The organism is Sinorhizobium sp. 6-70 (assembly GCF_030124375.1).
In the GTDB taxonomy this organism is placed as follows: Bacteria; Pseudomonadota; Alphaproteobacteria; order Rhizobiales; family Rhizobiaceae; genus Sinorhizobium.
This window is the reverse complement of the sequence record NZ_JASKLS010000006.1, coordinates 175,762-200,232: the sequence shown is the minus strand read 5'-3', so window position 1 is coordinate 200,232 and position 24,471 is coordinate 175,762. Positions and strand designations below refer to the sequence as shown.

Here is a 24,471-nt window from a genome sequence, read left to right as displayed (position 1 = left end):
CGTTTCGCAGCCCCGCTCTTTGCCCATTCGCCGGGCTCGCCGATCGAGAGTCCTTCGTCGGCGGTCTCTCCTCATCCGATGTGCTCAGGCCCTTGCGGACTCTCGACTACGACGTCGGCTCAAGACCTTCAGGTAATGAGGACGGATTAAGCCGTTTGGCGGATACCTAACCCTATTGGAAGGGCATCGCCACGAACTGGCTGTGCTACACTGAACGGTACCCTTGAGGGATCACCAGCGCTGTGCGCCATGACTTTTGTGCCAGTCGCGCCAAGCCGGAGGATCAGTCATGGATATCAAGCGATCCGAGCCGACCTGCGGCAAGCCTGCATCTCCCTCCAGAGACTGTCTAGCCACGGCAGTACCGTGGCGTCGCATGCGGCAGAGGGCGGTCGGTGTCGCCCACTTCTTCACTCCCTTCTACCTTGTTCTGCTGCTCGGATCTCCGGCAGTAAGTCAAACGGCGTCGGATGCCGGAGGCGGCAGCCGGGAAGGTGCGGTCATGTTTGCCCAACGACCAACTCCGGCGCCGGCAGGGCAGCCATCGGCCACCCATGCCGAAGGGCGCTCGCCGCTGGCGCAATCGCCGGTGGCAGTGCCGTCGGCGCCGGAGTTGCTGTCCGCTTTGAAGCGAGAACGGGCAAGGGTCGAAGCCTTGCGTCACGACCTGGCGGCCACGCGCAGGGAGCTCGAAGCGGCTCGCCGAGAAACGCAGACGGAGCGTCAGCTGGGCGCCACCCTGACGCAGGAGCTCAGTGCTGCGTGGGCCGACCTCAAGGCCATGAGCGCTCAACTCGATCAGGCAGCGGATACCACGGTACAAGCGAAGGAAGTTGCGGACGAAGTCGTCAACGAGGCTAATGAGAAAGCCGCGCGCGAACGCGCCAGGAGCGCCGCGCTGGAGCAAAAGCTGCTCGCGGCGCGCAAAGACGTCGACGCAATCAGGAGCGGTGCGCAAACGGCCGGTGGTGCGCGAGAGGGAGTTCTCCGCCGGGATCTGGCCGCGGCCAGACGGGATCTTGATGCGATGCGGCAGGCCGGCGACGACGCTGCCGAGCAGGCGCGCAGACTTGCGGATACGGCGGATGAACAAGAGCGGGCCCTGGAACAGCAGCGCCAGAGGGCCGAAGAACTCGCTCGCGGTCTGACGACGGCGCGGCGCGAGATCGAAGATTTGAGGGTCAAAGCCGGTGGAGCGATCCGATCGAAGGCCGCCGCGTTGAGAGCGCGGCAAGCCGGGGAGGTGGCTCTCGCCGATGCGAAACAAGCCCTTGATGAGGAGCGGAATAAGCTTGGAGTCCACGAACGCGATCTCGCGGCAGCGCGCCAATCGCTAACAGCGCTCGAGGCCCGTGCCAATCTCGCCACGACTGAACAGGCCGCCGCAGTTGAGGCTCGAAAGCTTGCCGAGGCGACGGCAGGTCGGGCAGGCGAGGCACTCTCCTTGGAGTCCGAGAGGGGAAGCTCGCTCGCGCGCGACCTCGACGCTGCTCGCCGGGAACGCGACGCGGCAAAAGAGGAATTGACCCGGGTCCTGGCGGCCCAGCGCGCGGTGTTGGACGAGCGCGAGCGCGGCAATGGCCACGAGTTGGCGGCGGCGCGGCGCGAGATCGAGGATCTGAAGACCAAAGCTGCGGGAGCGATCCAATCAGAGGCCGCCGCGCGGCAAGCCGGGGAGGTGGCTCTCGCCGATGCGAAACGAGCCCTCGATGAGGAGCGGCATAAGCTCGGAGTCCACGAACGCGATCTCGCGGCAGCACGCCAATCGCTAACGGCGCTCGAGGCCCGTGCCAATCTCGCCGCGGCTGAGCAGGCTGCTGCTGTGGAGGCTCGAAAGCTTGCCGAGGCGACGGCAAGCCGCGCGGGCGAAGCGCTCGCATTGGAGTCCGAGAAGGGAAGATCGCTCGCGCGCGACCTAGACGCTGTTCGCCGGGAACGCGACGCGGCGAAGGAGGAGTTGACTAAGGTCTTAGTGGCGCAGCGCACAGCGTTGGACGAGCGCGAGCGCGGCAATGGTCGTGACCTGGCGGCGGCGCGGCGCGAGATGGAAGATCTGAAGGCCAAAGCTGCTGGAGCGATCCAATCAGAGGCCGCCGCGCTGAAAGCGCGGCAAGCTGGGGAAGTGGCTCTCGCCGATGCGAAACGAGCCCTCGATGAGGAGCGGCTTAGGCTTGGAGCCTACGAACGCGATCTAGCTGCAGCCCGCCAGTCGCTAGCAGCCCTCGAGGCGCGCGCCAGTCTCGCGGCGGCTGAGGAGGCTGCCGCGGTTGAGGCTCGAAAGCTTGCCGAGGCGACGGCAGGCCGGGCAGGCGAAGCGCTCGCATTGGAGTTCGAGAAGGGAAGATCGCTCGCTCGTGATCTTGACGCTGTTCGCCGGGAACGCGACGCGGCAACGGCGGAATTGACCCGGGTCCTGGCGGCGCAGCGTACGGCATTGGCCGAGCGCGAGCGCGCCAATGGCCGCGATCTGGCGACGCGTAAGGAGCGGGATATCGTCAAAGCCCGGGCTGAGCGCCGCGTGCAGGATATCGAGCAACCGAAGGCGCGCGCCGGTAATCGTACACGCGAGCGTCCGAAGGCCGCTGCGCCGACTGGTGTCCAAGCGGCCCGTGATCCGGGATCGCGGAAGATCCGCAAGGTGCAGGTCCGCAAGACAACGCGAGTCGTTCGACCGGCGACGATTGCGCTCCCCGACGCGCTGCTGCCCGAGCGGTTGCCAGTGAGCGGGCTCTGGTAACGGAGGTGGGGGGCAAATTCGGGGCTGATCTGCCCGGAGATGAGGAACACGGCGATGCGCGCGAATCTAGCGGTCATGTTGTTGGTCACAGTGGCGATCGGCCCTGCCTCGGCCCTTGGCGCCGGCGTCAGGGTTGGTGGTAGCGGAGCCGGTGTCAGCGTAGGGGTCGGCAACAGTGGCGTTTCAGTAGGTATTAGCACCAGCGGCGGCCAGGGAGGCGGAGCCAAGGCGGGAGGCTCAACGGGTGGTGTCAGCGGCAAAGGCGGTAAGGGTGGCGGCGGCAAATGGGGGGGCGCCGGTTTGAAAGCCGGGTCATCGCACGGTGGAAGAGCGGGCACACCTCCCGCGGCGACTTCAGGGGGGTCGGTCACAGCACCTGCGTCGGGTCAGTCGTCGGGAGGTGGGGGAGCGGGGACCGTTTCGGGGACGGTTTCAGGTGGTCCGACCGCAGTCACCGGGCCGCTAGGGAGCGCCGTCGGTGGGAGCGTCAGTGGCAACGTCAGCGGGAGTGTCACCGGCGCCCCCGGTCCGGTCACCGGCACGCCCAGCGCGGCCATCGGCACTCCCACCGCGATCAACGGCAGTCCCCCCGCAGGCAGCGCACGACCGCGCGCCGCGCTGCCTCGAATTCTGTGGCCATTTAGATTGGGGCGGTTTGGAAACGAGCGAGGCGAACCGGGCTACCCTTCACTGGACCCGACTCGAACTGGGGCAATCCCGGTCATACCACGCGCCGCCATACCACGCGCGGTGGTTCGCGCCTGCAGTCAGGCGATCGCGTCGGCTGCGTCGCCCCTTGGCGCCGTGCGGGTGGGCGCGATAAGTGCCGGTCCTCTGCAGCGGGATCGCCGCGGCGCGCTCGTGGCCCCGCTCGCGGTGCGCATAGACTATGCAAGGCAAGGTGGCATCCAGGTCCGTCGGGCCCTGATCACATGTCGCCTCGACTCGGCCGGCAGGGTCATCTCGGTGATTTAGGCCGTTCGACCGTCCAGATGACTGCCGCCGGTGGCGAGTGGAGGCGGAACGTCGAACGGCGCTGAAGGATTGCTTCAATAAGCCAGTGCGCAGCCGTCTTTGCGCGGGTCCGAGCCGGCCTGCAGCACGCCGTTCGCGGCATCGATCATGATCGCCTGGCCGCCGCCATGGGGCATCTCGGCCACCTTGATCTCGTGGCCGAGCGCCGCGAGGCCATGGAGCACGTCCTCGCGGATGCCGCGTTCAGCCTCGAAGCGGCCCATCTGGTGAAAGCCGCGGGCGCAGTCGATGGCCTCCTGAACATTCATGCCGAAATCGAGGACATTGGTCAGCAGATGGCTTTGGCCGACCGGTTGGAAGCCGCCGCCCATCACGCCGAATGAGAGCCAGGGCCTGCCGTCCTTCATGGCCATTGCCGGGATGATTGTGTGCAGCGGGCGCTTCCACGGCCCGACGCAATTCGGATGCGCGGGATCGACGCTGAAGCCGGTGCCGCGGTTCTGCAGAAGCACGCCGGTCTTCGGGCTGCTGAGGCCGGTGCCATAGGACCAGAACAGCGAGTTGATGAAGGAGCAGGCACTGCCCTCCTCGTCAACCACGCTGATATAAACCGTATCGCGATAAGTGCTGGTGCTGTCGGTCGTGCCCGCCGCCGGCATGGCCTTCTTCATGTCGATGCGGCTGCGCAGCTCGTCGGCAAAGGCGGCCGAGAGCAGCTTCGGCACCGGCACGTCGGCGAAGGCGGGGTCGGCAACATATTTGTCGCGCGCCTCGAATGCCAGCCTCGTGGCCTCTGCTTCGACATGGAAACGCTCGACGCCGACCGGGTCGTATTTGCTGAGGTCGAAGCCGCTCAGGATGTTGAGCATCAGCAATGTCGTGATGCCGACGCCGCTCGGCGGGATCTCGAGGAGTTCGATGCCGCGGTAGGTGGTCGAAATCGGCTCAACCCAGAAGGCCTCTTGCGTGGCGAAATCCTCCATCGCATGCATGCCGCCCAGGCTACGCAAGTAGGCAACGATGTCCTCGGCGACCCAGCCGGTGTAAAAGCCGTCGCGGCCTTTGGTGGCGATCTCGCGGAGCACTTTCGCATGCTCGGGCTGGTGGAAGACCTCGCCGGCCTTCGGGGCGCGGCCGCCCTCCTTCAACCACATGCGCGCGCTGTTGGCGTCAGCATTCAGCTTGCCTTCGTTGCGGCGCCAATCGGTGGCGACCCGCTCGGTCACCACAAAGCCTTCCTCGGCATGGCGGATCGCGGGTTGCAGCAACTCGGCGAGCGGCATGGAGCCGAAGCGCTGGTTCAGCTTGCTCCAGGAATCGACGGCGCCGGGGATGGTGACGGCATGCACCGAGGTCAGCGCGATCTCTTTCAGTCCCTGCTTCAAAAGATGTTCGAGGGTGAGGCCTTTGGGCGCGCGGCCCGAGCCGTTCAGGCCATAGACCCTACCGCCCTTGGTGCTGCCCGTCGGATTGCTGCGGGCGGGGGCGAAGAGCACGAAATTGTCGCCGCCGATGCCGGTCGAGCCCGGCTCGACCACGCATTGCACGGCGCAGGCGGCAATCGCGGCGTCGGCGGCGTTGCCGCCGCGGCGCAGGATCTCGATCGCGGCGAGCGTCGAAAGAAAGTGCGAGGTGGCGGCGGCGCCATGCCGGCCCATGACGACGGAACGGCCGGGCAGGTGCAGGTCACGCATGGGGAGCTCCGGGAGTCTCGGGGAAAACACGGGACTTGGAGCCTATGCCCACGCCGGTCCGATGGAAAGGCTGAATCATGCGGCAAAGGCAGGTGTCACGATCGAGGCCATGGGCGGGGTGATCGCAGCGACGACGAGCAGTTCCATCGTACACTGGACCGTGCCGTTCGAGACCAACGCCCGCGGCCGCGGGTCGCAAAAAAACCGCCGGCTTTCGCCGACGGTTCGTCGAGTCGTTGCAGAAGGTGAACCTTACTCCGCCTTGGCGCCGCCGAGAAACTCCTCGCACCAGCTCGGGCCGCTGGCGCGTTTGCGGTCGCCGACGAGGCGGACGGCGCGGATGACGTAGTCGGACGAGACGGTGAGCTGTACCGAGCAGCTCAAGTATTCCGTGCGGGCGGCGGCGATGCGCTTGCCGCGTTTGCCGTCGGCGGTCTTTTCATACTCGGCCGGGACTTTGCGGGTCTTGTAGCCGCCCTTCCAGCTGTAGACGGTATCGTCGCCCGTTTCGACGTCGGCGATCGGAGGACCGAACTGAGCGAAGAAGATACCGGCGGGTTTGCCGAGCCACTGCGTCTCGACCGCGTTTCTCGCCACCCCAGAAGTCGTCGTGCAGCCGGCAAGCGCCAGCACAAGGCCGGCGACCGTCATCATGCGGAAGTTCATGTTTTTGTCCCTTTGAGTCTCGTTCTGAAATTTGCGGCGCGGAAACCCGTATCCCCCGGATTTCCTAGCTTTCCGCTGAGCCTCTAGCGCCAAAGCGCGTGAAAGAAAATCCGCCATGGCTGCCCGTTTTGAGGAAAATATGAAGCGTTGCAGAAACGCCCTATTGCTGCTCGGTGCGAGGTACGCCCCAGGTTTTCCACTGCTCGAAATTTTTGCGTCAGGCGGCATTCTTTTTTGCAATGGGCGCTTGTGAAATCGAAAATGCTGTTCTATAGAGGCGCCGCTGGTCACGGAGTGTAGCGCAGTCTGGTAGCGCACCACGTTCGGGACGTGGGGGTCGCGTGTTCGAATCACGCCACTCCGACCAGCCAAATCAATACCTTAGCAAATCGGTCGCCGGCTCTTCTGGGCACGGTTTTCTTGCTTGGTTGCCCACGACCGCCCGGATGCTCGCGCCATTGCCGCGGCGTCAGCGAACAAACCTTCGCTCAAACTTTTTCCAAGCTTCCATCAGGCCGCTTGCTGCGCCCTTTTCCACCATTGACCGAGTGGCCTCACAAAGCCGTGAAGGCGCGTCGCGGAATATCGGCGACTACTGCCGTGTCGAATGTCGGGGAACTGAACGATGGAGGTAATGTCATGAAGATGCTCATTTCAATTCCCACAGCGACCGTCCTGCTGATGTTTTCCGGGGTCGTTGCACAAGCGGACGATCATCTCTTTCAGGCGCAGCAAAATGGTTTGCGGTCAGGCAGCACGGCGTCGTCCAACACTCACGCTTTTACGACGAACAAGGCTGGCCACAGCGGCACCTTGGCACCCGGTCAAGGAAGCCCCTTCACAGGGGAAGAAACCCAGACGCCGGCCACTGCAACGACTGCCGCGAACCTGCACGCCAACGTGATGATCCGCGTCCCATGACCGGTGCCGCTACAGAGCACGATGAGGCTGTTCGCAAGCTGTAGCGATCGCTTGCGGACCGCTTTGGTTGGACAGATGAGAACTGAGGAAGGCCGCTTTTCCGGAAGACTTAAGTTTTGCCTCTGTTCGGGAGGTGGCGGTCGGGTATTCCGATGATGGTGCTCGCGCAGTTCGGGCGGACTGTCCCACGGCGTTCGGAAACGGTGAAACAGTCCTATCGATCGTCATGATCGACACGGCAACTTACGAATAGGGGGTCGAGTTTAAAACCCTAATTTCTTAGGGCGGACCCGAGATGGAATCGTGTCCTGGCTTCGATCCCAAAGTCCCACGTGGGTTCGACCGCTTCGGCTCGCGCCGCCTGAGCCGACATGAGCAGGCGCCTTTGTTGTTCACTGTGAAATAGACCGTAAACCAAATGTTATCTATTCAGGGTGAACGATCGGCGCCACTATGCCCTCAGCAAACGCACTCCCGTGAGGTCGCGATGTTGAAGGAACCAATTTTCACACTGCGCGAAATCGTTATCTGGTCCGCCATTTTGGGCAGTGTCATCGGCTATCAGCTTTGGCGCAACGGCGACCAGCCGCCGCTGACGATGCAGGTGGCCCCGATCGAGCGGAGCGCTTGACGATCCGCGATGGTCCTCACTCCTCGGGAAGTCCGTTGCGGCGTGCAGCCCTCAGCAGGACGAGTTCGGGTGCAGCCGCGCCGAATTCGTCTTCCAGTCGATTGGCCTCCTCCTCGTCCAGGCGGTATTTGCGCGCAAATACTTCGATCGTCATGGTGCGGCCGTCCAAGCCACCGTCGGGCGTTTCGTTCATGTTGCTGCCAGCCATAGCTACGCCTCCCTGCGAGCCTGGGCGAAAGTTAGGGCGGTGGATACGATTTGGAAGAGCGGAAGCCAGCAATCTCCGAGGACCGCGAGACCAATAAAAAAGGGGCCAGGCGGCCCCTTTTTCGACTTCGATAAGTTGTCTCGTCAGCCGTCGATCGTGTCGATGATTTCTGCCGCCTTGCCTGCAGTGATGCGACGGACCTCCACGTCCTCGCGCCGGCCCGCGAAGAGTTCCGTTGCCATCAGTTGATCGGCGAGATCGGCAGGCAAGGACAGGATCACCCGGCTTTCTTCAGCGTGGATGCCGCCAAGGGCGGCGCGCTTGGCGGTGATCATGCCGCCGGCAACCGTGTTGTTGGTGTCCGGATCGATCAAGATGAAGGCACCGGTGGTGCGGTTCTGTTCGTAAGCGTCGAAGATCGCCTGTTCGTCGAAAACGAGATGAACCTTGCCGATGCCGTTCATCGGCAGCTCGTCCGCATGGTTCCACTTGCCGGTCTTGAGATCGAGCTGGCTTGCGGGCTGAACCTGCACGCGCTGACGGCGGCTGCCGGATTTCAGCCAATAGCGCTTGCCGGGCTGGATACCCTCCGGCTGAAGGGCAACGAGCTGCGCGTCGAAGGCAAGCCCCGTCATCGGCTGGCTGTCGATAGCCGCGATCATGTCGCCGCGCGAAACGTCCACCTGGCGGTCGAGCACCAGCGTGATCGCGTCGCCGGCAACGGCGGCATTGCGCACGAGGTCGAAGGTGACAATCTTGGTGACGTTGGCGACCATGCCGGACGGCAGGATCACGACGGAATCGCCGGGCTTCACCGAGCCGCCTGCAACTGTACCCTGGTAGCCGCGGAAGCTCTCGCCTGGGCGCGAGACGCGCTGTACGGGCAGGCGGAAACCGACGGTCTGCGCAGAGCGGGTTGTCGCGAGTTCAAGAACCTCGATCAGCGTCGGGCCATCGTACCAGGGCATCGAGGCACGGCCGTCATAGACGACGTTCTCGCCCTTGAGCGCCGAAACCGGGATCGCCGTGACCTGCCGCACGCCGAGCGACAAGGCGAGTTCCTTGAACTCATGCGAGATCTGCTCGAAGCGGGCGCGGTCGTAGTTGGTGAGGTCCACCTTGTTGACGGCGAGCACGAACTGGCGGATGCCCATCAGCGTTGCGATCGTCGCATGGCGGCGGGTCTGCTCGAGAAGGCCGACGCGCGCATCGACCAGGAGCACGGCGAGATCGGCGGTGGAGGCGCCGGTCGCCATGTTGCGCGTGTATTGCTCGTGACCGGGTGTGTCGGCAACGATGAAGGAGCGCTTGTCGGTCGAGAAGTAGCGATAGGCGACATCGATTGTGATGCCCTGTTCGCGCTCGGCCTGCAGCCCGTCCAGAAGCAGGGCGAAATCGGGCAGGCCGAGATCGTTCTGCTTGCCGTTGGAATCGCGCTGAAGGGTCGCGGCCTGGTCTTCCTTGACCGCCTTGGTGTCCCACAGCAGCCGGCCGATCAGCGTCGATTTGCCGTCGTCGACGCTGCCGCAGGTGATGAGTCGCAGCGGGCGGGAATCGCGGGTGGCGCGCACCGGCTCCTGCGCCGGATAGGCTGCCACGGCGGTTGCGTCGTCCAGGGCGGCGTTCGCGATTGCGGGTGCGGTCATCAGAAATATCCCTCGCGTTTTTTCTTTTCCATCGAGCCGGACTGGTCCCGGTCGATGGCGCGTCCCTGCCGTTCGGAGACGGTCGCGGTTTCAAGTTCGGAAATGATGTCGTCGAGCGTCGCGGCGCCGGAGCGGATTGCTCCGGTGAGTGGGAAGCAGCCGAGCGTGCGGAAGCGGATCACTTCCTCGCGCTTCACCTCGTCCGGAAGAAGTTCGAGGCGCGGATCTTCGGCAAGGATCATCATGCCGTCGCGCTCGACGATCGGGCGCTTCTTGGCGAAGTAGAGCGGCACGATCGGGATCTCTTCCGCCTGGATGTAGCGCCAGATATCGACCTCGGTCCAGTTGGAGAGCGGGAAGGCGCGTACGCTCTCGCCCTTGCGGATCATGCCGTTATAGAGGTTCCAGAGCTCGGGGCGCTGGTTGCGCGGATCCCAGCGATGGTCCGGTGTGCGGAACGAATAGATGCGCTCCTTGGCGCGGCTTGCTTCCTCGTCGCGGCGCGCCCCGCCGAAGGCGGCATCGTACTGGCCGGCATCAAGCGCCTGGCGCAGTGCTTCGGTCTTCATGATGTCGGTATAAAGCGCCGAGCCGTGCGAGAACGGGGTCACGCTTTCTGCCGCCCCGCGCGGGTTGGTGTGGACGACCAGGTCGAGATCGTATTTCTCGACCATCTCGTCGCGAAACGCGATCATTTCCTGGAACTTCCAGCCGGTGTCGACATGAAGCAGCGGGAAGGGGACGCGGCCGGGATAAAAGGCCTTGCGCGCCAGATGCAAGAGCACGGACGAATCCTTGCCGATCGAATAGAGCATCACCGGGCGCTCGAACTCGGCGGCAACCTCACGGAAAATGTGGATCGCTTCGTTTTCGAGCGCCTTCAGATGCGGATCGAGCGGCGGCTTCGTGCTCTGCGGATTATGCAGTTCCGTTTCCGGATGGTTATGGGACATTTCGAACTCCGGGGGAGGATACTTGTCGCTTGATACGCCGGCCGGCCTCAGGCGGCATTGCTGGCGTTGGGGATTATCGAGGAGGCCGCTTCCGGCACGTGCAGGCCGCATTCGCGTTTCTCGTCGTTCTCCCACCACCAGCGTCCGGCGCGCTCCGGCTCGCCGGGCTTTATCGCGCGGGTGCAGGGCTCGCAGCCGATCGAGGGATAACCGCGGGCGTGCAGCGGGTTGACCGGAATGGCTTGTGCGGCGACATAGGCGCGGATCGTCTCGATATCCCAATCCGCGAGCGGATTGATCTTGATGAGCCCGCGTTCGATGTCGGCTTCGGCAAACGGGGTAGCGGCGCGATTGCCCGACTGACCGCGGCGAAGGCCGGTGATCCAGTAGCTTGCCCCCTCGAGCGCACGCGCAAGCGGCTTCAGCTTACGCACGCCGCAACAGGCATGCCTGGCCTCCACGCTTTCATAGAAACCGTTCACGCCGTACTGCGCCACATAGGCGTCGATGTCAGCCTTCTCTGGGTAGAAACGCTTGATGAGGATCCCGTAGGTTTCCTCGGTCTTGTCGATAAGCGCGACAGTCTCGTTGAAGAGGCGGCCGGTTTTCAGCGTGGCAACATCGATGTCGAGGCGGTTGGTGCCGATCGCGGCCGTGATGACCTGATCCTCGATACCGAGAGACGTCGTGAAAACGGCCCTGCCTTCAAGACCGGCGATAAGCGCCAGGCGTCCGGCAAGATCGAGGCCTTCGAGCGCTTCGCTGAGGGCTACCGCTTCGGCTTCGAGGGGCTGCGTGGTCATGGCTACATCCTGTTGCAGTTTGGACGGAATATCGCAGCCGTTTGTGACAAAGGACAGAAAAACGGATTTCTATTGCTCAAGGATCAGAGCAAATATCTCTCTGATCCCTAAAGTTCTAAGAAAACCTAGTAATTTGGTAGATTATTCTTGCGGGAGGGCGCATGATACGTTCCGCTGGGCGACATGGGCCCCGTGCTCGCCATTCAAGAATAGGTGAATGCCCTGTCCTTTCGTTCAGCGTGCTCCAGGTTCAGGCTGATCTCGCGATCCAATGAAAGGAGACAAGAGATGGCCAGGTCCTTACCTGCTCGCATGATCGTGGGGGGTGCTCTCGGGCTTCTGCTTGTGACGGGCGCCTACGCACACCACGGCTGGTCCTGGGCGGAGGCCGATCAGATCGAGCTTTCCGGGACGATCCGGGAGATTTCCATGGCCCCGCCGCATCCGACGCTTGACGTAGAGACGGAGAATGACGGCCTCTGGCGGGTCGAACTTGCCAACCCGCGCCAGACCGAGCGCTCGGGCTTTGTCGAGGGCGTGGCAAAGGTCGGCGATCCAGTGTTGGCCCTCGGCAACCGCTCGCTCGATCGGAATGAAAAGAGGATGAAGGCCGTTCGTATCACTGTCGCCGGGAAGGCCTATGACCTCTATCCGGAACGGATAAAGACGAATTGACGAACGGGATGGAGGCGCTGGAGTGGATCGGCACCCTCACCTTCGCGGTGGCGATACGACGCTCCGCGCTCCTCTACCTGTTCGTGAACGCCGCCCATATCCTGTCGATCGGGATAATCGTCGGCGCGATCCTGCCGCTCGACCTGCGCCTGATCGGATTCTTCGGCAAGGTGCCTATCGAGGTGATCGGGCCGTATCTCTCGCGCGCCGCGGCAGTCGGCATCGGGCTGGCGATCGCCACCGGCTTCTGCCTTTTCAGCGTCCGGCCGCTTGAATATGCCGGCAACGCTGCCTTCCTGACAAAGATCACTTTGCTCGCGCTCGGTATCGTCAATGCGGTTTTGCTGCATCTGACGCCGCAATGGCGCGCTGCCGTCAAAGGGGGACCGCTTTCCTGGAGAGTCCGCCTTTCCGCGTTTCTTTCGATGGCTGTCTGGACAGGAGCGGTACTTGCCGGTCGCTGGATCGGTTTCCTTTCGGAGTAGATCTACCGGTCGCTCAACGCCCAGCGCGGATTGATCCAGGGTTCCTGGTTGGAGCGGGCGAGCGGCTGCTTGCCGAGGATGTGGTCGGCCGCCTTCTCGCCGGTCATGATCGAGGGGCCGTTGAGGTTGCCGTAGGTGACATGCGGGAAGATCGAGGAATCTGCGACGCGCAAGCCATCGACGCCGATCACCCGCGTTTCCGGATCGACCACCGCCATCGGATCGTCCTTGGCGCCCATCCTGCAGGTGCCGCAGGGGTGGTAGGCGCTTTCGAGATGCTCGCGCAGGAATGCGTCGATCTCGTCGTCCGTCTGGACCTTGTCGCCCGGCTGGATTTCCGGTCCGCGATACTGGTCGAAAGCCTTCTGGCCGAAGATCTCGCGCGTCAGCCGCACGCAGTGGCGGAATTTCTCCCAGTCCTCCGGGTGGCTCATGTAGTTGAAGCGGATCACCGGATCGGCCTTCGGGTCGGAGGAGCGAAGGGTGACGCTGCCGCGCGACTTCGAGAGATTGTAGCCGACATGCACCTGGAAGCCGTGCGTGTTGGCCGCCGCCTTGCCGTCGTAGCTGATCGCCACCGGCAGGAAATGGTACTGGATATCGGGTTGTTTGACGCCCGGCGCGGACCGCAGGAAGGCGCAGGCCTCGAACTGGTTGGAAACGCCAAGCCCTCGCTTGAAGAGCAGCCATTGTGCGCCCGCGACACCCTGCCAGAACCACGGCAGCCAGGAATAGAGCGAGACTGGCTTGGTGCTCACCTGCTGGAAGTAGAACTCCATGTGATCCTGAAGGTTCTGCCCGACGCCCGGCCGGTCGGCCTTGACCTCGATACCCATCTCCTTCAGGTGGGCCGCAGGGCCGATGCCGGAGAGCATCAACAGCTTCGGCGAATTGAAGGAAGAGGCGGACACGATCACTTCGCGATTGGCCTTCACAACCTCCGTCCGGCCATTGCGCTCGATCTCGACACCGGTCGCGCGGCCGTTCTCGATGACGACCTTGTGGGCGAGGCAGCGGATCAGTTCGACATTCGGACGCTTCAATGCCGGCTTCAGATAGGCAGAAGCTGCCGACCAGCGCCGGCCCTGCCAGGTCGTCTGCTCCATAAGGCCGAAGCCTTCCTGCTTGGAGCCGTTATAGTCGTCGGTGACTTCGAACCCCGCCTGCTTTCCCGCCTGGATGAAGGCGTGGAAGAGCGGGTTCCGGACGCTGCCGCGCTGGACATGCAGCGGCCCCTCTCCGCCGCGCCAGCCGTCTTCGCCGCCATGCGAATGTTCCATCCGCTTGAAATAGGGCAGCACGTCGGCGTAGGCCCAACCCTGGGCGCCCAGTTCCTCCCAGCGGTTGAAGTCCTCCGCATGGCCGCGCACATAGACCATGCCGTTGATCGAGGAGGAGCCGCCGATCACCTTGCCGCGTGGCGCGGTAATGCGCCGATTGTTGAGGTTTTGCTCCGGCTCGGAGAGATAACCCCAATTGTAACGGTTCATGCTCATCGGCCAGGCGAGCGCTGCCGGCATCTGGATGAACGGGCCGATGTCCGAGCCGCCGAACTCCAGCACGATGACAGAATGCTTGCCGTCTTCCGACAGACGATAGGCCAGCGCCGAGCCAGCCGAACCGGAACCGATGATGACGAAATCTGCCTGCATTCTCGTTTCTTTCTTGTATCTGGACGCCCTCGGCCTGCCCCTCATCCGGCTGCCGCCACCTTCTCCCCGCTTGCGGGGAGAAGGGACCGTGCTGCGACGTTTCCGCTCCCTCTTCCGTGCATGGGAGAGGGCTAGGGTGAGGGGCAGGTCAAACTTTCAGTACGGCGCCTGCACCGGCCCCATGCCGACATAAACAGTCTTGAGTTCGGTATAGTGATTAAGCGCCGCGACCGAATTCTCACGCCCGAAGCCCGATTGCTTCGAACCGCCGAAGGGGATCTCGACGGGGCAGAGGTTGTAGGTATTGATCCAAAGTGTGCCGGCCTCGAGCTGGTCGACCACCCGATGGGCGCGGGTGATGTCGGCGGTGAAGACGCCGGCAGAAAGGCCGAATACGGTGGCGTTCGAGCGGGCGACGACCTCCGCCTCGTCGTCGAAGTCGAGCACGCACATGACCGGCCCGAAGATCTCCTCGCGCGCGATCGTCATATCGTCGGTGACGTCGGCAAAGACGGTCGGCTGGATATAGGTTCCGTCGGCATTGACGGTATTCGGAATGCCGCCGCCGGTGACGAGCCGCGCACCCTCCGCCTTGCCCTTCTCGATATAGGAGAAGACCTTGTCGCGCTGCGCCTTTGAAACCATCGGCCCAAGCTGCGTCGCCGCGTCCATCGGGTCGCCGATCACGATCGCTTCGGTCCGCGCCTTGAGCCGCGCCAGGAACGCCTCCTTGACTTTCCTTTGCACGAAGACACGCGTGCCATTCGAGCAGACCTGGCCGGTCGAATAGAAATTGCCGAGCATGGCGCCACCGATGGCGCTTTCGAGATCGGCATCGTCGAACACGATCAACGGCGACTTGCCGCCGAGTTCCATTGTCACGTGCTTGAGTTCGGATGCGGCCGCCCCCGCCACTTTTTTGCCCGTCGGCACAGAGCCGGTGAGCGACACCTTGGCGACGTCAGGGTGATTGACGAGGAGGGGGCCGGTCGACCGGTCGCCCTGGATGACGTTGTAGAGCCCCTTGGGCAGCCCGGCTTCGATCAGGATTTCGGCGATCTTCAGCGCGCCGAGGGGTGTGTTCTCCGAAGGCTTGAAGACCATGGCATTGCCGGCGGCAAGCGCCGGCGCGCCCTTCCAGCAGGCGATCTGCTGCGGATAGTTCCAGGCGCCGATGCCGACGCAGACGCCGAGCGGCACCCGCTTGGTATAGGCGAAGTCGCCGCCAAGCGGGATATAGTCGCCGTTGAGTGCAGTGGCGATGACGCCGCCGAAGAACTCGAAGCTGTCGGCCCCGGAGGTTGGGTCGGCGACGATCGTTTCCTGGATCGGCTTGCCGGTATCGAGCGTCTCGAGTTCGGAAAGCTCGCGGTTGCGCTCGCGCATGATCTCGGCGGCGCGCTTCAGGATGCGGCCACGTGCCGTCGGGCTCATCGCCGCCCATTCCGGCTGCGCCCGTTTTGCGGCTGCGATCGCCTTTTCGACGATCGCAGGCGTCGCTGCATGGAGACGCGCGATCACCTCGCCCGTCGCCGGATAGACGCTCTCGATCACCGTGCCGGCGGTGTCCTCGACATATTCACCATCGATGAAGTGCGAGGCTTGCGGTTGGGCCTTCATGTCATTCTCCCCGCGGATAACGTTTGGATTCTTCGAGGTTGTCGAGGTTCATGTGGTTGCGCATGTAGCGTTCGGATGCCTTCTGCAGCGGCTGGTGGTCCCAAGGGTAATAGGCGCCGTTGCGGAGCGCCTCGTAGACCACCCAGCGCCGCGCCTGGCTTTCGCGCACGGCGGCGTCGAAGGCCTCCATGTCCCAATGGGCGGCACGCATGTCGCGGAAGGCCCTGAGCGTCGCCTGATCGACAGGCCCGCGCGGGTTTTCCGCTAGATTGGTGAGTTCCAGCGGATCGGCATCGAGGTCATAGAGCTGATCCGGATCAAGCGTGCAGTGAATATATTTCCACTTGCCTTCGCGGATCGCGACGAGCGGCGCATACGAAGCCTCGGCTGCATATTCCATCAGCACGGGTTCGGTGCGCTCCGCACCGTTCACCATCGGCAGCAGGCTGATGCCGTCGGTCCAGGGCTTCACCTCGTCCATGGAAATGCCGGCGAGATCGGCAAGGGTCGGCGTCACGTCGAGGTTCGAGGTCGGCGCCAGATGCAGGCCGGGTGTGACGCCCGGTCCGGCAATCATCAGCGGCACGCGCGCCGAGCCTTCGAAGAAGTTCATCTTGAACCACAGGCCGCGCTCCCCGAGCATGTCGCCATGGTCGGAGCAGAACAGGATGAGCGTGTCGTCGAGCATCCGCGTCCGCGTGAGCGTGTCAATCAGTTCGCCGACCTTCTCGTCGAGATAGGAGATGTTGGCGAAATAGGCTCGGCGCGAGCGGCGGATGTTCTCCTCGGCAATCTCGAAGTTTTCGTAGTCGCAGGAGAGCATGATGCGCCGCAAATGCGGGTCCTGCCGATCGGAGGAGAGTGCGCCGACCTCCGGCAGCAGATGCTCGCAGTTCTCGTAGAGATCCCAGAACTTGCGTCGTGCGACATAGGGATCGTGCGGGTGGGTGAAGGAAACCGTGAGGCACCAGGGGCGGCGGCCTTCGTCGTCGTTCTCGCGTGAGAGCTGGTAGAGCTTCTGGTTCGCCAGGAACGCCACCTCGTCGTCATATTCCATCTGGTTGGTGATCTCTGCTACGCCGGCGCAAGTGACCGAGCCGAGATTGTGGTACCACCAGTCGATGCGCTCGCCGGGCTTGCGGTAGTCCGGCGTCCAGCCGAAATCGGCTGGATAGATGTCCGTCGTCAGCCGCTCTTCGAAGCCATGCAACTGATCCGGCCCGACGAAATGCATCTTGCCGGAAAGCGCGGTGTAGTAGCCGGCCCGACGCAGATGGTGGGCATAGGTCGGGATCGACGACTGGTATTCGGCGGCATTATCGTAGACGCGGGTGCGGCTCGGCAATTGGCCGGCCATGAAGGACGCGCGGGCGGGAGCACACAACGGAGATGATGTGTAATTGTTGCGGAAGCGGGCCGAGCGTTTGGCCAGCGCCTTGAGGTTCGGCGCATGCAGAAAGTCGGCGGGGCCGTCCGGAAAGAGTTTTCCGTTCAGCTGATCCACCATGATGATCAGAATATTGGGTCTGGCGGTCACGATGCCCGTCCTTCGTAGAGCTGGTCGAGATGGGTGGTTACGTAGTCCTCCGTCAGCGCAATCGAAGCTTCGATGCTGATCGGAGCCGAGCGCAGACTTTGGCGGATATAGAGTCCGTCGATCATCGCAGCCGCGCCCTCGGCGATGCGTTCCGCGTCATCGACAGCACAAAGCGACTTGAGGCTCGCCAGAAGATTGGAGCGCAGACGCCGCGCGTAGATCACGAGGAGACGGCGAACGTCCTCCGAGCGCTGCGCCTCGGAATAGAAGGCGAGCCAGGCGGCGATGGTCTCGGGCGCGAACTGCTCGGCCCTGAAGCTCACGCGGATCAGCGCACTCAGCTTTTCGCGCGGCGTTGCCGCCGCCTGCAGCGCAGCGACAGCATCGTCGCGCAGCTGTGCCAAAAGGCTGCGGATCGTTGCGATCAACAATTGCTCCTTGCTGCCGAAATAGTGGTGCGCGAGCGCCGGCGAGACGCCGGCGGTTCTGGCAATGTCCGACATGGTGACCGAGAGCGTGCCCTGGTCGCCGATCACGCGCAGCGCCGCGTCCACCAGTGCCTTTCGCCGCACAGGCTCCATCCCGATTTTCGGCATCCGAAACCTCCTCGAATGCCTGCAGTTTATTTTTGATTGACTCATCAATCAATAAAAACTTTGTCGCTTTTTCTCTTTCTTTTTGCTGAGAAATCCGGCTCAATCGCGAGGCGGCGCTCATGCTCGCCGCTAAGACTGGAGGTTGAAATGGCCCACACGTTCGATCCCGCCGGCAGAGAGGCCGTTGCCGGAAAATGGGGATGGTTCGTCGCCCTCGGCGTGGTCCTGATCATGTGCGGCGGTATCGCTTTCGGCAATCTGTTCGCAGCGACGGTCGCTTCGGTCTATTACGTCGGCCTGATCATGCTCATCGGTGGGCTGCTCAACCTTGGCCACGCGTTTCAGGTCAAGACCTGGGAAAGCGTCGTTTATTGGGCGCTGAGCGGCGCCTGTTATGCGGCGGCCGGCCTCTTTGCCTTCATCAACCCGCTTCTTGCTTCCTCAGTCCTGACTTTCCTGATGGCGTTGGCGCTGATCGTGGCCGGCTGCTTCCGCATCTGGGTCGGCTTCAAGCTCCGGCCGCTGGCGGGCTGGGGCTGGATCGTCATCGGTGGGCTCGTCACCTTGGTTGCCGGCCTCATCATTGCTGCCGGATGGCCGGTCAACAGCCTGTGGATTCTGGGGCTGTTCCTGGCGATCGACCTCGTTATGCAGGGACTTGCGCTGATCGCTTTCGGCGTTCTCGCCAAGGGCTAGGATCCCATCACGTTCAATGCGCTGCAAGTTTGAGGCGAGGGCGCGACCGAATTGGCCGTTCTTGTGACGCAAGCTTCATCAAACTTTCACATTCGCGAAAGGTTTCGTTGACGCTTGCGCCTGATGCTGGCGCCGCCTTTGTCTGTGTATGTTCCCTGGAGCCCGGCATGTCCGTCGCCCCCGCCGAAATCCTCTCGCTTCGCCGCTTCGGCGACGACCAGATTGTCACGCTTGCCAAGCTTGTCATCGAGAACGCCTTTCAGCCGATCGTCGAGGCGACGACCGGCGCCGTGTTCGGTTATGAATCGCTTATGCGCGGGTTCCAGCGTCTGGGCTTTGCCTCGCCGCTCGAATTGCTGGACAAGGCGGAGGAGGTGGGCCAGCTTCTGGCACTCGAACATCTTATCAACAGTCGCGCCGTTGCCGCCTTCGCGACGGTTCCGGATTTTGCGACACGCACGCTTTTCCTGAATTTCGATTCGCGTCTGGTCGGTGGCGAGGGCGATATCGTCGAGCGCCTCGTCAATCACTTGAAGCGCGCCAACATTGCCCCGTCTTCGCTCTGCTTCGAGCTTTCGGAGCGCTTCGACAGTGGCAAGATGCCGGATTTCTCGGCGCTGGTCCGGCAATTGCGGCTGGCTGGTTTCAAGCTTGCGATCGACGATTTCGGCGCGGGCTTCAACGGCTTGAAATTGCTGTGCGACCAACCGGTCGACTACGTCAAGATCGATCGGCATTTCATTGGCGGCATCGAACGGGACCCGCGCAAGCGCCATCTCGTCCGCCATACGGTCAACATGGCTCATGTGCTCGGAACGCGGGTGATCGCGGAGGGTGTCGAGACGGAAGCCGAGTTCCTTGCCTGCCGCGATCTCGGATGCGACCTGGTTCAGGGCTATTTCATTGCCCGCCCCACCACGCATCTCGGCGAACTGCAGCCGGCTTACCCTCATCTTGAATCGAGCGGGGCGGCACGGCGCTCCTCCGCGACGCTCGATAGCATCCTGATCAGGAAACAGATCGAACAGCTTCCGGCGGTCCGGGAAAGCGATGAACTCGAATCCGTCTTCGATCTGTTCCGGCTCAATCCGCGCCAGGCTTTCTTTCCCGTGTTGAACGCCAACGGCGAGCCGCGCGGCATCCTGCACGAGTATCACGTCAAGGAAATGATCTATCATCCTTTCGGCCGTGATCTTCTGAAGAACCGCATCTATCAGCGCCGTATCTCGCATTTCGTCAGCCCGGCGCCGATTGCCGATCTCGATACGCCCGCCGACGAGATGCTGAAAATCTTCGCCGGCATGGACGGCAGCGACTGTGTGATCCTGACGGAAAACATGCGCTACGCCGGCATTCTTTCCGCTTCGTCGCTGCTGAAGATCATCAACGAGAAACAGTTGAAGACCGCGCAGGAGCAGAACCCGCTGACGGGTCTGCCGGGCAATCGCGCGATCCGAGACTATGTGCAGGATGCGATCCTCGACGGCGATGAGACGCGCTACTTCTGCTATTGCGACTTCGACGACTTCAAGCCGTTCAACGACACCTATGGCTTCCAGAAGGGCGATTTGGCGATCACGCTGTTTGCCGCCCTGCTCAGACGCCACTTCATCGGCGAGGAGAAGTTTCTGGGACATGTCGGCGGCGACGACTTCTTCGTCGGCGTCAGCGGCTGGACGGATGAGGAAATCCGTGCCGTTCTCATGCGTCTTGTCGACGATTTCCGCTCGGACGTCCGGCAGCTCTATTCCGATGAGCACCAGGCGGAAGGGCGGATCAGCGGATACGGCCGCGACGGCGCCAGCAAGAACTTCCCGCTGATGCGTTGTTCGATCGCCGTGCTCGTGCTGCCGCAGGGTTTCATTCTTTCGGACAGCCAGACGGTCAGCACGAGGATTGCCGAAATCAAGGCGCGCGCCAAGGCGAGCGAAAGCGGTCTCGTGCTCGAGCTGCTCCAAAGCGACTGACCGTCCCAGTCAGGAACCGACTTTCTGGAACCGTGAGCAAGCGATAGGTATAGTCGCAACGACGCTTGCGAGGATGCCGCCATGACCCTTCCGACCGAAATGACCTATGTGGACCTGCCGGGCCCGGGTGGGCCCGAGAACATGGTTTTGGCACGCGGGCCGCTACCTGAGGTCAAACCCGACGATATCTTGGTCCGTGTCGAGGCCGCGGGCATCAACCGCCCGGACGTGCTGCAACGCAAGGGCGACTATCCGCCGCCGCCCGGCGCGAGCCCGATCCTCGGCCTTGAAGTGGCCGGCGAGGTCGTGGCCGTGGGCGAGGGCGCGACCGGCTTCTCGATCGGGGACAAGGTCTGCGCGCTCGCCAATGGCGGCGGCTATGCGGAATATTGCGCGGTGCCGGCAACGCAGGCGCTCGCCTGGCCAAAGGGCTATGACGCGACAAGGGCGGCGGCCCTGCCGGAAACTTTCTTCACGGTCTGGGCCAATGTCTTCGATATGGCCCGGCTCAAAGCGGGTGAAACGATCCTGGTTCATGGCGGATCGAGCGGTATCGGCACCACTGCGATCCAGCTCGCCAGAGCCTTTGGCGCCGAGGTTCTGGCGACCGCCGGCAGCGCGGAGAAGTGCAAGGCCTGCGAGGCGCTCGGGGCGAAACGGGCGATCAACTATCGCGAGGAAGACTTCAAGGCGATTGCGCTTGAAGAGACCGGCGGGCGAGGGGTGGATGTCATCCTCGACATGGTCGGCGGGCGTTACTTCGACCGCAATATCGGCTCGCTCGCCAAGGACGGCCGTCTGTCGATCATCGCCTTCCTGGGCGGGGCGCGCGTGGAAAGCGCCAATATCGGGCCGATCCTGACGAAACGTCTGCATGTGATGGGGTCCGCGCTTCGGCCACGCACTTCTGCGGAAAAACAGGCGATCCGCGACGGGCTCGCGGCAAAGGTCTGGCCATTGCTGGAGCGAGGCGCTGTGGCGCCGGTCATCCATCAGGTTCTACCCTTAGAAAGGGTCGCCGATGGCCATCGTCTGATGGAAGAAGGCGATCACATCGGCAAGATCGTGATGACGGTGGGCGGGTCCTAAGAGTGCGTGCCTTCGACGATGGTCGGTATTGCATTCGGGCGGGAATGACCTACGTTTGATGCAACGTCAACGAACAGAAAGGAAGGTGATCCAATGTCTAGTGAGATTTCGGTCCTCGTGACAGGCATGGGAGAGGTGAAGGAGTCGAGGCAGCCCTCGGCTTGATACCTAACCTTCCTTGGGCTGGAAAAGCCCGGGCCGTCACAGGCCAAATGCTCATGGAAGGGTCGCTGACGCGGCCCTTTTCCTTTTTGCGGTATGTCCTCACGAGGCGCTGGAACCCGGAATCAGATCCCGAAACGGCCGAGCGCGGGTATCTTGATGCCGGGCCGTGAAATGTCGAACCCGGCCACCAATCCCATGAAATGCAGTTCCAGGCCGCTTCGCCAGCCGGCCGAGATTCCGGCCAGTCCGTAGAGCGTTGCGTGCAGGTCGCGGCCATCGGCGTCGATCTGGAAAAGCCTACCCTCAGGCAGGTAGTCGCGGCCGACGGCGTTCGGCGGCAGCACGGCGTCAAGCTCGGGCACCGAGCGAAGCACGTGCGCGACGAAGGTGTTCGAATTCGGTCCCGGCCAGAGCCGGTAAGCGCCGGGCGAGGAATAGGGGTAATCGGCAATCGCTCTCTCGACCCTCGGGATCAGGCGCTGCGCCTCCTCTCCCTTGATCATCACGACGATGCGCGGTTCGTTCGAATACCAGCGACCATCGGCCTGGTAGGCGTTCTTGCGGATGGGTTTACCCCAGCCGACCTTTTCATATCGGGTGTAGGCCAGCGCTCCTCCGTCCTTGGTGACGATCCACGCGTGGCTGGCGACAGCCCCCTTCATGCCGCCGGTCGTTGCCGAGAGGATATAGACTGCCGCCTCGGGACTTTCGGCCGCTTTGGGGAGAAGGGCGGCGGACGACCAGTCCGCGTCCCGCCAGCTCTGCGGCCTCTCCTTCATGTACCACCAGCCGGCCGAGGCAAGCGCCGGAAGCAGGTAGATGAGCATAAAGGCGACAAACAGCCTGCGGATGAATTTCATCGCACACCCCGGTTCCCAGCGGTCGGATTCCTGATAAATGCAGAGGCGAAAGAGGAAATTTGAGGGCAAGCATGTCTAATCCCGTCCTGGTCGAAGTAACCCGCGGAAATCTTGTCGAAAGCCGCCATCGCGGCACGGTCATCGCTGTCGACGGCGACGGCAACGCCGTGTTTTCATTGGGCGATACGGATGCTGCCATTTTCCCGCGTTCGGCCTGCAAGGCCATGCAGGCGCTGCCACTGGTTGAAAGCGGGGCGGCGGATGCCTACGGGTTCGGCGCCAAGGCGCTGGCGCTCGCCTGTGCCTCGCATTCCGGCGAACCAGAGCATGTTGCGCTTGCGGCCGAAATGCTGGCGGCGGCTGGCCGTGATGTCGAAGCGCTCGAATGCGGTGCGCACTGGTCCTCCGACCAGAAGACTTTGATCGGCCAGGCGCGTTCGATCGAGGCGCCGAGCGCCTTGCACAACAATTGTTCCGGCAAGCATGCGGGCTTCGTCTGCGCCTGCTGTCATTCGGGCACGGAGGTTCGCGGCTATGTCGGCTACGACCATCCAATCCAGCAGGAAATCCGCGGCGTCATGGAAAGCCTGACGGGCGCCATCCTTGCGCACGACAATTGCGGGGTCGACGGCTGCTCGATCCCGACCTATGCCGTGCCCTTGAAGGGGCTTGCCCATGGCTTCGCCAAAATGGCAACCGGGACAGGGCTTGCGGCCGAGCGGGCGCGCGCCTCCAAGCGGCTGATCGAGGCCTGCATGGCCGAGCCCTTCTACGTCGCGGGCACCAAGCGGGCCTGCACGCGGATGATGAAGACCGCGCCGGGCCGCATCTTCGCCAAGACCGGCGCCGAAGGCGTCTTCTGCGCGGCGATCCCCGAGAAGGGAATCGCCATTGCGCTTAAATGCGAGGACGGCACGACCCGCGCCGCCGAGGCGATGGTGACCGCGACGCTTGCCCGGTTCTTCGCCGATGAGCCTGAGATCCGCACGGCGCTGATGGCGCAGGCCAACCATTCGATGCGCAACTGGAACGGCATCCATGTGGGCGATGTGCGCGTGACGGAGGCGTTTTCCGCCTAGGCAACGATCAAAGCTGTGCTGCCGCGATAGGGCGACAGGGCCTCGTCCGACATGTCCGGGGGCACGACGAGGCCGGTAACCTCGTTGACGCTCATGATGCGGTGAGGGGAGGCTGCGCCGAGTTTCTCCGGCGTCGCAAGTACGTAGATGTCCGCCGCTTGGCCGGCGATCGCCCGCTTGATCGCCGCCTCCTCGTAGTCTCCGGTCGAAAGCCCCTGCGCCGGATGAATGGCGGTGACGCCGAGGAAGAAGGTGTCCACGCGGATATGTTCGATCGCGGCGACAGCCGCCGCACCGGTTGCCACCATGGAGTGTTTGTAGAGCCTGCCGCCGATCAGGATCACCTCGGCGTCGTGTTTTTCAAATTCGACGGCGATGGTCGGGCTGTGCGTGACGATGGTGGCCCGCAAGTCGGGCGGCAAGGCACGAGCGATTTCGGCATTGGTCGTGCCACCATCGAGAAAGACCGTTTGTCCGGGCTTGACGAGGTGCGCTGCTCGTCGTCCGAGCCGGCGCTTGACGTCGCTGTCGATCGCCTGGCGGGCGGCGAAATCCGGGAGCGGCGGCATCAGAGGCAGGGCTCCCCCATGAACGCGCTTTAACAGGCCCTCGGTCGCCATTTCCCTGAGATCACGGCGGATGGTGTCCTCCGAAAGCCCTAGTTCGTCCGCAAGCGCCTTGGCGACGATTTGCCCCTCGCGCGCAAGCCTTGCCGAGATCATCGCCCGTCTCTGTGTCGTCAGCATCGATTCCTCCTTGACTATTCACGATCTTGCACGAATTATGGTCGAAGTACATAAATATCGTGAAAATTCG

22 protein-coding genes and 1 tRNA gene are annotated in these 24,471 nt (G+C 63.1%); 10 read left to right on the top strand and 13 right to left on the bottom strand.

The features are described 5' to 3' along the window. Positions 1 to 289: 289 nt before the first annotated feature. Complete coding sequence (locus QN222_RS14355; RefSeq protein WP_284005481.1) at positions 290 to 2,737, top strand: hypothetical protein; 2,448 nt, start codon at positions 290 to 292, stop codon at positions 2,735 to 2,737. Positions 2,738 to 3,123: 386 nt separating this feature from the next. On the opposite strand, the gene QN222_RS14350 is transcribed toward QN222_RS14355, so the two are convergent. The 3 genes from QN222_RS14350 to QN222_RS14340 all read right to left on the bottom strand — a co-directional run bounded on the left by QN222_RS14350 (position 3,124) and on the right by QN222_RS14340 (position 6,072). Further along, positions 3,124 to 3,315: a hypothetical protein gene (locus QN222_RS14350; protein WP_283966004.1), complete on the bottom strand. Its 192-nt coding sequence runs from the start codon at positions 3,313 to 3,315 to the stop codon at positions 3,124 to 3,126. Positions 3,316 to 3,786: 471 nt separating this feature from the next. Next, positions 3,787 to 5,406, bottom strand: a complete 1,620-nt coding sequence (gene ggt, locus QN222_RS14345) for a gamma-glutamyltransferase (protein WP_284005480.1) — start codon at positions 5,404 to 5,406, stop codon at positions 3,787 to 3,789. A gap of 252 nt (positions 5,407 to 5,658) precedes the next feature. Next, entirely contained in the window at positions 5,659 to 6,072 is a 414-nt protein-coding gene (locus QN222_RS14340; RefSeq protein ID WP_283963935.1) for a hypothetical protein, read from the bottom strand. A gap of 290 nt (positions 6,073 to 6,362) precedes the next feature. Between QN222_RS14340 and QN222_RS14335 the strand changes: the two genes are divergently transcribed. From QN222_RS14335 to QN222_RS14325, 3 genes are all read left to right on the top strand, one after another. After that, a tRNA-Pro gene (locus QN222_RS14335) sits at positions 6,363 to 6,439 on the top strand. A 272-nt stretch (positions 6,440 to 6,711) separates the two neighbouring features. Then, positions 6,712 to 6,993: a hypothetical protein gene (locus tag QN222_RS14330; RefSeq protein ID WP_283963936.1), complete on the top strand. Its 282-nt coding sequence runs from the start codon at positions 6,712 to 6,714 to the stop codon at positions 6,991 to 6,993. A gap of 487 nt (positions 6,994 to 7,480) precedes the next feature. Then, on the top strand, positions 7,481 to 7,624 hold the full coding sequence (locus QN222_RS14325) for a hypothetical protein (protein ID WP_283963937.1): 144 nt from the start codon (positions 7,481 to 7,483) through the stop codon (positions 7,622 to 7,624). A 16-nt stretch (positions 7,625 to 7,640) separates the two neighbouring features. Here QN222_RS14325 and QN222_RS14320 read toward each other — a convergent pair whose 3' ends face one another. The 4 genes from QN222_RS14320 to QN222_RS14305 all read right to left on the bottom strand — a co-directional run bounded on the left by QN222_RS14320 (position 7,641) and on the right by QN222_RS14305 (position 11,234). Next, entirely contained in the window at positions 7,641 to 7,832 is a 192-nt protein-coding gene (locus QN222_RS14320) for a hypothetical protein (RefSeq protein WP_283963938.1), read from the bottom strand. Between the two features lie 143 nt (positions 7,833 to 7,975). Further along, complete coding sequence (gene cysN, locus QN222_RS14315; protein WP_283963939.1) at positions 7,976 to 9,478, bottom strand: sulfate adenylyltransferase subunit CysN; 1,503 nt, start codon at positions 9,476 to 9,478, stop codon at positions 7,976 to 7,978. Beyond that, positions 9,478 to 10,431 carry a sulfate adenylyltransferase subunit CysD gene (gene cysD, locus QN222_RS14310; RefSeq protein ID WP_283963940.1) on the bottom strand — a complete coding sequence of 318 codons (954 nt, stop codon included), beginning with the start codon at positions 10,429 to 10,431 and terminating at the stop codon, positions 9,478 to 9,480. The genes cysN and cysD overlap by 1 nt, the downstream gene beginning before the upstream one ends. A gap of 47 nt (positions 10,432 to 10,478) precedes the next feature. Further along, positions 10,479 to 11,234 carry a phosphoadenylyl-sulfate reductase gene (locus QN222_RS14305; protein ID WP_283963941.1) on the bottom strand — a complete coding sequence of 252 codons (756 nt, stop codon included), beginning with the start codon at positions 11,232 to 11,234 and terminating at the stop codon, positions 10,479 to 10,481. A 288-nt stretch (positions 11,235 to 11,522) separates the two neighbouring features. Between QN222_RS14305 and QN222_RS14300 the strand changes: the two genes are divergently transcribed. After that, positions 11,523 to 11,909, top strand: a complete 387-nt coding sequence (locus QN222_RS14300) for a DUF6152 family protein (RefSeq protein ID WP_283963942.1) — start codon at positions 11,523 to 11,525, stop codon at positions 11,907 to 11,909. Positions 11,910 to 11,917: 8 nt separating this feature from the next. Then, complete coding sequence (locus tag QN222_RS14295) at positions 11,918 to 12,394, top strand: DUF6644 family protein (protein ID WP_283963966.1); 477 nt, start codon at positions 11,918 to 11,920, stop codon at positions 12,392 to 12,394. 2 nt (positions 12,395 to 12,396) lie between these two features. Here the strand turns inward: QN222_RS14295 and betA are convergent, their stop codons facing one another. From betA to betI, 4 genes are all read right to left on the bottom strand, one after another. Further along, complete coding sequence (betA, locus tag QN222_RS14290; RefSeq protein WP_283963943.1) at positions 12,397 to 14,046, bottom strand: choline dehydrogenase; 1,650 nt, start codon at positions 14,044 to 14,046, stop codon at positions 12,397 to 12,399. A gap of 156 nt (positions 14,047 to 14,202) precedes the next feature. Next, the gene (gene betB, locus QN222_RS14285; protein WP_283963944.1) at positions 14,203 to 15,666 is read right to left on the bottom strand and encodes a betaine-aldehyde dehydrogenase; all 1,464 of its coding nucleotides are present in this window, start codon (positions 15,664 to 15,666) and stop codon (positions 14,203 to 14,205) included. Position 15,667: 1 nt separating this feature from the next. Then, positions 15,668 to 17,206, bottom strand: coding sequence for a choline-sulfatase (gene betC, locus QN222_RS14280; RefSeq protein ID WP_283963967.1), 1,539 nt, complete (start codon positions 17,204 to 17,206; stop codon positions 15,668 to 15,670). Continuing rightward, the gene (betI, locus tag QN222_RS14275; RefSeq protein ID WP_283963945.1) at positions 17,200 to 17,799 is read right to left on the bottom strand and encodes a transcriptional regulator BetI; all 600 of its coding nucleotides are present in this window, start codon (positions 17,797 to 17,799) and stop codon (positions 17,200 to 17,202) included. Before betI ends, betC begins: the two co-directional genes overlap by 7 nt. Before the next feature lie 147 nt (positions 17,800 to 17,946). Between betI and QN222_RS14270 the strand changes: the two genes are divergently transcribed. From QN222_RS14270 to QN222_RS14260, 3 genes are all read left to right on the top strand, one after another. Further along, positions 17,947 to 18,495: an HdeD family acid-resistance protein gene (locus QN222_RS14270; protein WP_283963946.1), complete on the top strand. Its 549-nt coding sequence runs from the start codon at positions 17,947 to 17,949 to the stop codon at positions 18,493 to 18,495. A 167-nt stretch (positions 18,496 to 18,662) separates the two neighbouring features. Next, on the top strand, positions 18,663 to 20,462 hold the full coding sequence (locus QN222_RS14265) for a GGDEF domain-containing protein (RefSeq protein WP_284005479.1): 1,800 nt from the start codon (positions 18,663 to 18,665) through the stop codon (positions 20,460 to 20,462). An 81-nt stretch (positions 20,463 to 20,543) separates the two neighbouring features. Beyond that, positions 20,544 to 21,551, top strand: a complete 1,008-nt coding sequence (locus tag QN222_RS14260; RefSeq protein WP_283963949.1) for an NAD(P)H-quinone oxidoreductase — start codon at positions 20,544 to 20,546, stop codon at positions 21,549 to 21,551. A 287-nt stretch (positions 21,552 to 21,838) separates the two neighbouring features. Here the strand turns inward: QN222_RS14260 and QN222_RS14255 are convergent, their stop codons facing one another. After that, positions 21,839 to 22,576 (bottom strand): DUF3750 domain-containing protein, encoded by a 738-nt coding sequence (locus QN222_RS14255; RefSeq protein ID WP_283963950.1) that lies wholly within the window; start codon positions 22,574 to 22,576, stop codon positions 21,839 to 21,841. A 71-nt stretch (positions 22,577 to 22,647) separates the two neighbouring features. Here QN222_RS14255 and QN222_RS14250 point away from each other — a divergent pair, with 71 nt between their 5' ends. Further along, positions 22,648 to 23,655 (top strand): asparaginase, encoded by a 1,008-nt coding sequence (locus QN222_RS14250; protein ID WP_283963951.1) that lies wholly within the window; start codon positions 22,648 to 22,650, stop codon positions 23,653 to 23,655. Here QN222_RS14250 and QN222_RS14245 read toward each other — a convergent pair. Beyond that, positions 23,652 to 24,401 carry a DeoR/GlpR family DNA-binding transcription regulator gene (locus QN222_RS14245; protein WP_283963952.1) on the bottom strand — a complete coding sequence of 250 codons (750 nt, stop codon included), beginning with the start codon at positions 24,399 to 24,401 and terminating at the stop codon, positions 23,652 to 23,654. The two genes, QN222_RS14250 and QN222_RS14245, sit on opposite strands and share 4 nt — an antisense overlap. Between the last annotated feature and the right edge of the window lie 70 nt (positions 24,402 to 24,471).

Coding starts and splice junctions, on each gene's coding strand:
- QN222_RS14355 (WP_284005481.1), top strand. CDS start 290: ATGGATATCAAGCGATCCGAGCCGACCTGCGGCAAGCCTGCATCTCCC.
- ggt (WP_284005480.1), bottom strand. CDS start 5,406: ATGCGTGACCTGCACCTGCCCGGCCGTTCCGTCGTCATGGGCCGGCAT.
- QN222_RS14340 (WP_283963935.1), bottom strand. CDS start 6,072: ATGAACTTCCGCATGATGACGGTCGCCGGCCTTGTGCTGGCGCTTGCC.
- QN222_RS14330 (WP_283963936.1), top strand. CDS start 6,712: ATGAAGATGCTCATTTCAATTCCCACAGCGACCGTCCTGCTGATGTTT.
- QN222_RS14325 (WP_283963937.1), top strand. CDS start 7,481: ATGTTGAAGGAACCAATTTTCACACTGCGCGAAATCGTTATCTGGTCC.
- QN222_RS14320 (WP_283963938.1), bottom strand. CDS start 7,832: ATGGCTGGCAGCAACATGAACGAAACGCCCGACGGTGGCTTGGACGGC.
- cysN (WP_283963939.1), bottom strand. CDS start 9,478: ATGACCGCACCCGCAATCGCGAACGCCGCCCTGGACGACGCAACCGCC.
- cysD (WP_283963940.1), bottom strand. CDS start 10,431: ATGTCCCATAACCATCCGGAAACGGAACTGCATAATCCGCAGAGCACG.
- QN222_RS14305 (WP_283963941.1), bottom strand. CDS start 11,234: ATGACCACGCAGCCCCTCGAAGCCGAAGCGGTAGCCCTCAGCGAAGCG.
- QN222_RS14300 (WP_283963942.1), top strand. CDS start 11,523: ATGGCCAGGTCCTTACCTGCTCGCATGATCGTGGGGGGTGCTCTCGGG.
- QN222_RS14295 (WP_283963966.1), top strand. CDS start 11,918: ATGGAGGCGCTGGAGTGGATCGGCACCCTCACCTTCGCGGTGGCGATA.
- betA (WP_283963943.1), bottom strand. CDS start 14,046: ATGCAGGCAGATTTCGTCATCATCGGTTCCGGTTCGGCTGGCTCGGCG.
- betB (WP_283963944.1), bottom strand. CDS start 15,666: ATGAAGGCCCAACCGCAAGCCTCGCACTTCATCGATGGTGAATATGTC.
- betI (WP_283963945.1), bottom strand. CDS start 17,799: ATGCCGAAAATCGGGATGGAGCCTGTGCGGCGAAAGGCACTGGTGGAC.
- QN222_RS14270 (WP_283963946.1), top strand. CDS start 17,947: ATGGCCCACACGTTCGATCCCGCCGGCAGAGAGGCCGTTGCCGGAAAA.
- QN222_RS14265 (WP_284005479.1), top strand. CDS start 18,663: ATGTCCGTCGCCCCCGCCGAAATCCTCTCGCTTCGCCGCTTCGGCGAC.
- QN222_RS14260 (WP_283963949.1), top strand. CDS start 20,544: ATGACCCTTCCGACCGAAATGACCTATGTGGACCTGCCGGGCCCGGGT.
- QN222_RS14255 (WP_283963950.1), bottom strand. CDS start 22,576: ATGAAATTCATCCGCAGGCTGTTTGTCGCCTTTATGCTCATCTACCTG.
- QN222_RS14250 (WP_283963951.1), top strand. CDS start 22,648: ATGTCTAATCCCGTCCTGGTCGAAGTAACCCGCGGAAATCTTGTCGAA.
- QN222_RS14245 (WP_283963952.1), bottom strand. CDS start 24,401: ATGCTGACGACACAGAGACGGGCGATGATCTCGGCAAGGCTTGCGCGC.